Genomic DNA, 9,467 nt, shown 5'->3' on the forward strand with positions numbered 1-9,467 from the left:
TTCGGAGCGGGCCGGAAGGTTCTGAGCGGAGTGGGCCGGGAGGCTCAGGGCTGGGCGGGGCAGGGGGCTGTCCGGATGATGGAATTCCCCGCTCCGCCTCACCGTCCGTGCTGCGATGGCCCCATGACAGATCTACGCATACGGCCCGCGACGCCCGCCGACCTGGACACCGTGCTGGCCTTCTGGAAGACGGCCGCCGAGGGCACGAGCATCTCCGACGACCGGGACGGGGTGGAGCGGCTGGTCGCCCGCGACCCGGGGGCGCTGATCCTGGCCGAACGGGACGGCCTGCTGGTCGGCACGGTGATCGCGGGCTTCGACGGCTGGCGCTGCCATCTGTACCGGCTCGCGGTGGACCCGGAACGCCGGCGTCAGGGCATCGGATCGGCGCTGCTGGCCGCCGCCGAGGAACGCTTCGTGGAGCTCGGCGGCCGGCGTCTCGACGCGATGGTGCTGACCCGCAACGAGACCGCGCACCATGCCTGGCGGGCGGCCGGGTACACGCCCGAGGAACAGTGGCGGCGCTGGGTGAAGCCGCTCGACGACTGATCGCGCCCCCGCCCGGGGAGGGTCCTTTGCCTTTCCTTTACTATTGAGGGGCGTTCCCGTTCCTCTACCGAAAGGTGTGAGCGTCCTCCCCATGGGCGAACCTCCCAGTACCTGCCGTCGCGCACATACCTCCGCCCTGCCGGATCATGGGACGGAGGTGACCCGATGACCGAAGTGCTCCTCCTGCTGCTGGCGATCCTGCTCTCCGTCGTCTGCGGCGTCTTCGTGGCCGCTGAGTTCTCGCTCACCACCGTCGACCGCAACGAACTGGCGCGCGCCGCGGAGCGCGGTGAGCGCGGCGCCGCGGGCGCCCTGAAAGCCGTACGGAACCTGACGTTCCAGCTGTCCGGGGCCCAGCTCGGCATCACGGTCACCAACCTGGTGGTCGGCATGCTCGCCGAGCCGTCGATCGCCAAGCTGATCGCCGGCCCGCTGGAGTCCCTCGGCATCCCCGCCGCCACCGCGAGGTCGGCCGCCCTGGTCCTGGGCACGGCCCTGTCCACGGTGGTCCTGATGGTCGTCGGCGAGCTGGTCCCCAAGAACTGGGCCATCTCCTCCCCGCTGGCCATGGCCAAGCGGGTGGGCACCCCGCAGCGCTGGTTCAGCGCCGCCTTCCGGCCCTTCATCGCCCACCTGAACAACATGGCGAACCGCGTCGTCCGCCGCTTCGGCATCGAACCCGCCGAGGAGCTGGCCTCCGCGCGCAGCCCCCAGGAACTCGTGGCCCTCGCCCGGCACTCCGCCCGGCAGGGAGCCCTGGAGCCGGACACCGCCGAACTGTTCGTGCGCACCCTGAACCTCGCCGACCTGACCGCCGAGAACGTGATGACACCGCGCGTGCAGGTCATCGCCCTCGAGTGCCAGGCGACCTGCGAGGACGTCGCGAACGCCACCCGGGCGACGGGCCTGTCCCGCTTCCCGGTGTACCGGGACAGCCTGGACGCGGTGGTCGGCATCGCGCACATCAAGGACGTGCTGTCGGTGTCCGCGGACCACAGGCCCCGGACACCCGTCTCCACGATCATGCGCGAGCCGCTGCTCGTACCGGAGTCCCTGACCGTGAACCGGCTCCTGGACCGGCTGGGCGCGAAGCGCACCATGGCCGTGGTGATCGACGAGTACGGCGGCACGGCGGGCGTCGCGACCCTGGAGGACATCGTCGAGGAGGTCGTCGGCGAGGTCCGCGACGAGCACGACCCGCACGAGACCCCCGAGCTCGCCCCGGCCGGCACCGACGGGGACGGCCGCGCCGTGTACTCGGCGGACGGCGCCGCCCGCACCGACCAGCTCGCGCGCGTCGGCCTGCGCTCGCCGGAGGGACCGTACGAGACGCTGGCCGGTCTCGTCGCGGCGGAACTCGGCCACATTCCGCAGGTGGGCGACCGGGTGGAGGTCGCCGGATGGCGCCTGGACGTGGTGGACGCGTCCGGGCACAGGGCCGCGCGCGTGCTGCTGCACGCGCCGCTCGACGACGCGGCCGACGAGAAGAGGGCGGACCGATGAGCGCCGCAGCACCGTCGAAGGGAGCGGGACGATGACCGTGGCACAGCTGCTGATCGGCCTCGCGACCCTGGTCGTGAACGCCTTCTTCGTGGGCGCGGAGTTCGCGCTGATCTCCGTGCGCCGCAGCCAGATCGAGCCGTACGCCGAACAGGGCGACCGCCGGGCCAGGAGCGTGCTGTGGGGTCTGGAGCACGTGTCCGCCCTGCTGGCGGCCGCGCAGCTCGGCATCACCCTGTGCACCTTGGTGCTCGGTGTGGTCGCCGAGCCCGCGATCGCGCACCTGCTGGAGCCGGTGTTCCACGCGCTGGGCGTCCCGTCCGGAGCGGGCCACGCGGTGTCCTTCGTGATCGCCCTGACCGTGGCGACGTATCTGCACATGCTGCTGGGCGAGATGGTGCCCAAGAACATCGCGCTCGCGGAGCCGGCGCGCAGCGCGATGCTGCTCGGCCCCCCGCTGGTGACGCTGTCGCGCGCGCTGCGCCCGGTGATCTTCACGGTCAACGCCTTCGCGAACGGTCTGCTGAAACTGCTGCGGATCGAGACGAAGGACGAGGTCGCGGCGACCTTCTCGGACGCCGAACTCGCCCAGATCGTCAAGGACGCGGGCGAGGCCGGTCTCATCGACGACCGCGCGCAGGAGCGCCTGCACGACGCCCTGGAACTGGGCCGCAGACCCGTGCGGGATGTCGCCCTGCCGCTGGAGAGCGTCGTCTACGCGCGCGTGGGCGTCACCCCGGAGGGACTGGAGCGGCTCGCGGCCGAGTCGGGGTTCTCCCGTTTCCCGGTCGCCGACGAGGGCCGCCGGATCGTCGGCTACCTGCATGTGAAGGACGCACTGGACGCCGCGCCCCGGGATCTGCCGTTCCGGCTGCGGGAGATGCGTCCCATCGCGCGCGTGCGGGAGAACACCCCGCTGGACGACGTGCTCACCGCGATGCGCAACAGCCGCACCCACCTGGCCGTCGTGCTGGGCGACGACGGGCGACTGGCGGGCCTGGTCACCATGGAGGACGTACTACGCGAGCTGTTCGGCCAGCTGACGTGAGCGGCCCCCGCGCCGCCCCCGCGCGGAGGCGGCGCGGGCCGCGTCAGCCGTACGGGCTGTACGGGGTGGCGCGGGCCGTACGGGGGTGGCGTGGGGGCGCGCGCCGGTGGCGCAGGGGCGCGTGGAGGTTGCGAGAAGGGCGACCGACCGGCGGGTATGGACCCGGGATACCATCTCTGACGCCATGCAGACGAACCCCACTCCCCTGTACACCAGCCTCGTCGCCATCGGCGACTCCTTCACCGAGGGCATGTCGGACCGCATGTCCGACGGCTCCTACCGCGGCTGGGCCGACCTCCTCGCGGCCCGGATGGCCGCCCGGACGCCCGACTTCCGGTATGCCAACCTCGCGGTGCGCGGCAAGCTGATCGGCCAGATCGTCGACGAGCAGGTGCCGGTCGCCGCCGCGATGGGCGCCGATGTGATCACCCTGGTCGGCGGCCTCAACGACACCCTGCGCCCGAAGTGCGACATGGGCCGGGTCCGCGGCCTGCTGACCGAGGCCGTCGAGCAGCTCGCCCCGTCGTGCAAGCAGCTCGTGCTGATGCGCAGCCCCGGGCGGCAGGGGCCGGTCCTGGACCGGTTCCGGCCGCGCATGGAGGAACTGTTCGAGTGCGTCGACGGGCTCGCGGCGCGGCACGGCGCACTGGTCGTCGACCTGTACGGGGCCCCCTCGCTCGGCGACCCGCGGCTGTGGGACGTGGACCGGCTGCACCTGACGGCGGAGGGCCACCGCCGGGTCGCGGAGGCGGTCTGGCAGCGGCTCGGCCACCCGGCCGAGGACCCGGAGTGGCGGACGCCCATGCCGGCCACCGCCCCGCCGGGCTGGGTCGACCGGCGTGTGGCGGACGTGCGCTTCACCCGGGAGTACCTGCTGCCCTGGATAGGCCGTCGGCTGACCGGCCGCTCCTCCGGCGACGGCCTCCCGCCGAAGCGCCCCGACCTGCTGCCCTACGAGGGCCCGGCGGCGTAGGACCTCCCGCCCCCGTGCCACCCCCGGGGTCACCGGCTCCGGGGGACGACGGGGACTCCGACGGCTCCGTGGCGCCGGTCTCGTAGGTTCCGACGAAGAGGCCCGTGGCGCTGGCCTGCACGATTCGCCAGTAGAATCCGTACACGTGACTTCTGCGCCCGCCAAGCCCCGCATCCCGAACGTCCTCGCCGGACGCTACGCCTCCACCGAGCTCGCCACGCTCTGGTCGCCCGAGCAGAAGGTGAAGCTGGAGCGTCAGCTCTGGCTCGCCGTGCTGCGGGCCCAGAAGGACCTCGGGATCGAGGTGCCGGACGCCGCGATCGCCGACTACGAGCGCGTGCTCGACACCGTCGACCTCGCCTCGATCGCCGAGCGCGAGAAGGTCACCCGGCATGACGTCAAGGCCCGCATCGAGGAGTTCAACGACCTCGCCGGGCATGAGCACGTCCACAAGGGCATGACCTCCCGCGACCTCACGGAGAACGTCGAGCAGCTGCAGATCCGGCTCTCGCTGGAGCTGGTGCGCGACCGCACGGTGGCCGTCCTGGCCCGGCTGGGCAAGCTGGCGGCCGAGTACGGCGAGCTGGTCATGGCCGGACGCTCGCACAACGTGGCCGCCCAGGCCACCACCCTCGGCAAGCGCTTCGCGACCGCCGCGGACGAGCTGCTCGTCGCCTACGCCCGGGTCGAGGAGCTGCTCGGCCGCTACCCGCTGCGCGGTATCAAGGGTCCGGTCGGCACGGCCCAGGACATGCTGGACCTGCTCGGCGGCGACGCGGCGAAGCTCGCAGAACTGGAGGACCGGATCGCCCGGCACCTCGGCTTCTCGCAGGCGTTCACCTCGGTCGGCCAGGTCTACCCGCGCTCGCTGGACTACGAGGTCGTCACCGCGCTGGTGCAGCTGGCCGCCGCGCCCTCGTCGCTGGCGAAGACGATCCGGCTGATGGCCGGGCACGAGCTGGTGACCGAGGGCTTCAAGCCGGGCCAGGTCGGCTCGTCCGCGATGCCGCACAAGATGAACACCCGCTCCTGCGAGCGCGTCAACGGCCTGACGGTGATCCTGCGCGGTTACGCCTCGATGACCGGCGAGCTGGCAGGCGACCAGTGGAACGAGGGCGACGTGTCCTGCTCGGTGGTGCGCCGGGTCGCGCTGCCGGACGCGTTCTTCGCGCTGGACGGCCTGCTGGAGACGTTCCTGACCGTGCTGGACGAGTTCGGCGCGTTCCCGGCGGTCGTCGCCCGGGAGCTGGACCGCTACCTGCCGTTCCTCGCCACCACCAAGGTGCTCATGGGTGCCGTGCGCGCGGGCGTGGGCCGTGAGGTCGCGCACGAGGCCATCAAGGAGAACGCGGTCGCCTCGGCGCTGGCGATGCGTGAGCAGGGCGCCGAGCGCAACGAGCTCCTGGACAAGCTCGCCGCCGACGAGCGCCTCCCGCTCGACCGCGCCGAGCTCGACGCGCTGATGGCGGACAAGCTGTCCTTCACCGGCGCGGCGGCGGCCCAGGTGGGCGTCGTAGTGGGCCGGGTCGAGGAGATCGTGAAGCAGCGCCCGGAGGCGGCCGGTTACACCCCCGGAGCGATCCTCTGACCCGCTTCACCCAGGCGGAACTGGAGGCCGCCCGCGACCGTGTCGTCCCGGACGTGGTCGCGGACGGCCTCCGTGTGCTGTTCTGCGGGATCAATCCCGGGCTGATGACCGCCGCCACGGGCCACCACTTCGCCCGCCCCGGCAATCGTTTCTGGCCGGTGCTGCACCTGTCCGGGTTCACCCCGAGGCTCATGAAGCCGGCGGAGCAGGGGGAGCTGCCGTCGTACGGGCTCGGCATCACGAACGTGGTGGCGCGGGCCACCGCGCGGGCCGACGAGCTGAGCGCCGGGGAGTACCGCGAGGGCGGGACCCTGCTGACCGCGAAGGTGACGCGGCTGCGGCCGCGCTGGCTCGCGGTGGTGGGGGTCACGGCCTACCGTGCCGCGTTCGAGGAGCGCAAGGCGCAGGTGGGGCCCCAGGAGCGGCTGATCGGCGGGACGCGCGTATGGGTGCTGCCGAATCCGAGCGGGCTGAACGCGCACTGGACGACGGCGACCATGGCGGACGAGTTCGCGCGGCTGCGCGAGGCCGCACAGGCCTGACGCGCGTGGCACACCACCGGGTACGCCGTCCAGCAGGCCGGGACCGTTCGCCACGCCCGGCCCATTCGGCACGCCAGGTCCATACGGCGCATCCGACGCGCGCCCGGCGCGTCATGGCGGGTCCACGTCGGTGACCACGGCGATGAGCTGGTACGGCAGTTCCTTGTCCCACTGGGACACACCGAGCGCCAGCCAGCGTTCCGTCCCCGGCGGCCGCCACAGGTGCAGGTCCGGTACGTGGCCGGCGAGCAGGGCCCAGGGCTCGGGTATCTCCTCGCCGGTCACGACCCGGTCGAAGACGCTCGCCAGGCTGAATCTCTGCGGTTCTCCCCAGCGTGCGGTCAGTCGCTCGGTCAGGCCGTCCCTGTCGTGTTCGTACTGCGCGCCCGTCTCGTCGCGTTCCGTGCCGTCGTCCTCCCAGAATTCGCCGCTGGTCTGCAACACGGCTACGAGGTAGCCGGGGCCGCCGCTCGTGCCGGCGTCCGTCCCGCCGTGCTGCGGGTGGAGGTCCCGGGTGCACAGCAGGTCGATCGTGGTGAGGCACCGTGCGATGTCCATGGGTCCAGTAAAACGGCGACCACTGACAATTGGCGGGGTATCAGTCCTGCCGCGGGGTCAGGCATCCCTGCGGCACAGCCGCCACGCCCCGGCGAGCAGGGCGGCCGCCGCCCACAGCGCGGTCACCGCGAGACCGGTCCAGGGGCCGAGGCTGCCGTCCCAGGTGCGGTGCAGGACCACCTGGCCTGCCTTGTCGGGCAGGAAGTCGGCGACACCGCCGGAGACGTCTCCGACGACGAAGGAGACGATGAGCAGGAACGGGATCAGCAGGCCCATCGCCGCCACGCCGCTGCGCAGCAGGGCCGTGAGTCCCGCCGCGAACAGCGCCATCAGCGCCAGGTAGACACCGCAGCCGACCGCGCCGCGGATCCACTCGGTCCAGCCCGGCCCGTCGGCCTTCGTCCCCAGCACCGCACGGCCCACCGACAGGGATGCGAAACCGGTGACCAGCCCGACGGCGAGCGCCGACAGCCCGATCGCCGCCGCCTTGGCCGCGAACCAGTGGCCTCTGCGCGGCACCGCCGACAGCGACAGCCGCAGCGCTCCGCCCCGGAACTCGGCGGAGACGGCCGTGGTGCCGAACGCGATCGCCGCGATCTGCCCGAAGACGGCACCGAAGAAGACCGTGGCCAGGGGGTCGAAGCCGGAGTCCCCGGGATCGAGCGCGGCGAGCGCGGAGAACACGACGGTGGCGAGGACGACCGCGCAGAGACTGCCGACAAGTGACCGCAGCGTCCGGATCTTTGTCCACTCCGAGCGGAGCGCGGGTGCGAACGGCATGGTCAGGCCTCCTTGGACGGTGCGGTGAACTCGGCTTCTGATGCCGTCAGGTCGAGGTAGGCCTGTTCCAGCGTGCCCTCTTCCGCGGCCAGTTCGAGGATCGGTACCCCGGCGGCGGACAGCAGGCGTCCGATGTCCGCCACGTGCGCGTGCTCCACGCTCCAGCGGCCGTCCTCGTGCTCGGCGGCGTCATGACCGTGCGCGGCGAGCACCTTCCGGAGTGCGTCGGTGTCCGAGGTGCGGATGCGCACACGGGGCTGCACGCGCGCGTGGATGAAGTCCCGCACCGGGGTGTCGGCGAGCAGCCGGCCACGCCCGAGGACGACGAGGTGGTCGGCGAACGAGGCGGTCTCGGTCATGAGGTGACTGGAGACGAGGACGGTACGGCCCTGCGCCGCGAGCCGGCGCAGCAGCCCGCGGATCCAGATGATGCCTTCCGGGTCCAGGCCGTTGGACGGCTCGTCCAGCAGGACCGCTTCCGGATCGCCGAGCAGTGCGGCGGCGATCCCGAGCCGCTGGCGCATGCCCAGGGAGTACGTCTTCACCCGGCGCCGCGCCACCGTCGTCAGCCCGGTCTCCGCCAGCATCTCGTCGACCCGCCGCACCGGGATGCGGTTGCTCGCGGCGAGGGCGCGCAGATGGTCGCGGCCGGTGCGGGACCCGTGCGCGGCCCCGGCGTCGAGCAGGGCGCCCACCCGGCGCAGGGGGTCGGTGAGCGTGGCGTAGGGGCGGCCGCCGATGGTGGCGGATCCGGAGGTCGGCCGGTCGAGGCCGAGCGCGAGCCGCATGGTGGTGGACTTGCCCGCGCCGTTGGGGCCGAGGAAGCCGGTGACCCGGCCGGGCAGTACGCGGAAGGTGAGCCGGTCCACTGCGCGCCGGTGTCCGAACTCCTTGGTGAGGTTCTGGATGTCGATGCTGGTCATGGCAGCAGCCTGGCCGTCCGGCCGGGGCCGGGTCCTCCCCCGTGGGTGGAGAGCGTCTCCCCCGCCCGGGGGAGGTCCGTTGTCGGTGGGGGCTGCGACGATGTCGCCATGGCCCGACTGCTGCGCCCGTTCGGACGGGTGGTCACGTACACACGGTTGCTGCACCTGTTCATCGCGATCGTGTGGCCGAGCCTGTGGCTGTTCGTCGAGGAGGCGTGGTGGACCTGGGTGGCCGCGGCCGCGGTCCTCGTCCCGGTCGGGCTGGTACCCGCGATGCGCACCGTGGAGGGGCTCCAGGCCAGGCTGCTGCTGACCGCTCACGGGCACGACGGCAAGGGCACGGGCATCGTCGTAGCGCCGTCCGCCTCCTGGGGCGACCGGGCGCGGCTCGTGCTGTGGCTGGAGGCACGGCTGCTGCTGGGCTGTGCGACCGCCCTGTCCTTCGCCCGGCTCCTGCTCACCTCGGTGGACCTCGTGCTGTCGGTCCTCGGCCGCGACGCCGGGGAGGGCGCGTTGCCCTTCCTCGACGGCCGGTCCCCGTGGCACCTGCTGCTCCTGCCGCCGGTGCTGGTCGCGCTGGCGGTGACGGTGGTCGTCCCGGGCCGGGTCGTCAGCGCGCTGGCCCCCCGCCTGCTGGGCCCCTCCCCCGCCGAACGTCTCGCCGCTCTGGAGGAGCGCACCGAGCAGCTCCTGGAACGCAACCGGATCGCGCGGGAGTTGCACGACTCGATAGGTCACGCCCTGACCGTGGCGGTGGTGCAGGCGGGGGCCGCCCGTGCCGCGGGGGACCCGGCGTTCACCGACCGGGCGCTCGGTGCCATCGAGGAGACGGGCCGGGCCGCCCTCGACGATCTGGAGCGGGTCCTCGGCGTCCTGCGCGAGTCGGAGCGGCCCGTCGGCAGCCGGCCGACGCTGACCGACGCCCGCCGGGGGCTCGACACCGCGCGTGGTTGCGGGGCCGAGGTCGACGCCCAGCACAGCGGGCCGCGCGACACCCAGCCCCGTC

10 protein-coding genes are annotated in these 9,467 nt (G+C 72.8%); 7 read left to right on the top strand and 3 right to left on the bottom strand.

The window, feature by feature from the left end:
- Positions 1-123: 123 nt before the first annotated feature.
- The 6 genes from ABT085_RS01975 (at position 124) to mug (ending at position 6,200) form a co-directional block, all read left to right on the top strand.
- Positions 124-549: a GNAT family N-acetyltransferase gene (locus ABT085_RS01975; protein WP_351600531.1), complete on the top strand. Its 426-nt coding sequence runs from the start codon at positions 124-126 to the stop codon at positions 547-549.
- Positions 550-714: 165 nt separating this feature from the next.
- Entirely contained in the window at positions 715-2,052 is a 1,338-nt protein-coding gene (locus ABT085_RS01980; protein ID WP_351600533.1) for a hemolysin family protein, read from the top strand.
- A gap of 31 nt (positions 2,053-2,083) precedes the next feature.
- Positions 2,084-3,097 (top strand): hemolysin family protein, encoded by a 1,014-nt coding sequence (locus tag ABT085_RS01985; protein ID WP_351600535.1) that lies wholly within the window; start codon positions 2,084-2,086, stop codon positions 3,095-3,097.
- A gap of 184 nt (positions 3,098-3,281) precedes the next feature.
- Positions 3,282-4,070, top strand: a complete 789-nt coding sequence (locus ABT085_RS01990; RefSeq protein WP_351600537.1) for an SGNH/GDSL hydrolase family protein — start codon at positions 3,282-3,284, stop codon at positions 4,068-4,070.
- Positions 4,071-4,215: 145 nt separating this feature from the next.
- A complete protein-coding gene (purB, locus tag ABT085_RS01995; RefSeq protein WP_351600539.1) occupies positions 4,216-5,658 on the top strand; it encodes an adenylosuccinate lyase in 1,443 nt (480 codons plus the stop codon).
- Positions 5,655-6,200 (top strand): G/U mismatch-specific DNA glycosylase, encoded by a 546-nt coding sequence (mug, locus tag ABT085_RS02000; protein ID WP_351600549.1) that lies wholly within the window; start codon positions 5,655-5,657, stop codon positions 6,198-6,200. The genes purB and mug overlap by 4 nt, the downstream gene beginning before the upstream one ends.
- Before the next feature lie 111 nt (positions 6,201-6,311).
- Here mug and ABT085_RS02005 read toward each other — a convergent pair whose 3' ends face one another.
- The 3 genes from ABT085_RS02005 to ABT085_RS02015 are packed head-to-tail and all read right to left on the bottom strand — an operon-like array spanning position 6,312 to position 8,461.
- Positions 6,312-6,758 carry a hypothetical protein gene (locus ABT085_RS02005; protein ID WP_351600541.1) on the bottom strand — a complete coding sequence of 149 codons (447 nt, stop codon included), beginning with the start codon at positions 6,756-6,758 and terminating at the stop codon, positions 6,312-6,314.
- Positions 6,759-6,815: 57 nt separating this feature from the next.
- Positions 6,816-7,538 (bottom strand): ABC transporter permease subunit, encoded by a 723-nt coding sequence (locus tag ABT085_RS02010; RefSeq protein WP_351600543.1) that lies wholly within the window; start codon positions 7,536-7,538, stop codon positions 6,816-6,818.
- Positions 7,539-7,540: 2 nt separating this feature from the next.
- Entirely contained in the window at positions 7,541-8,461 is a 921-nt protein-coding gene (locus tag ABT085_RS02015; RefSeq protein WP_351600545.1) for an ATP-binding cassette domain-containing protein, read from the bottom strand.
- Positions 8,462-8,569: 108 nt separating this feature from the next.
- On the opposite strand from ABT085_RS02015, the gene ABT085_RS02020 reads away from it, so the two are divergent.
- The coding region (locus tag ABT085_RS02020; RefSeq protein ID WP_351600547.1) for a sensor histidine kinase at positions 8,570-9,467 on the top strand (898 nt) is incomplete at its 3' end.

Origin of the sequence: Streptomyces sp. NPDC002265, assembly GCF_040296125.1 — a bacterium.
Lineage (GTDB): Bacteria > Actinomycetota > Actinomycetes > Streptomycetales > Streptomycetaceae > Streptomyces.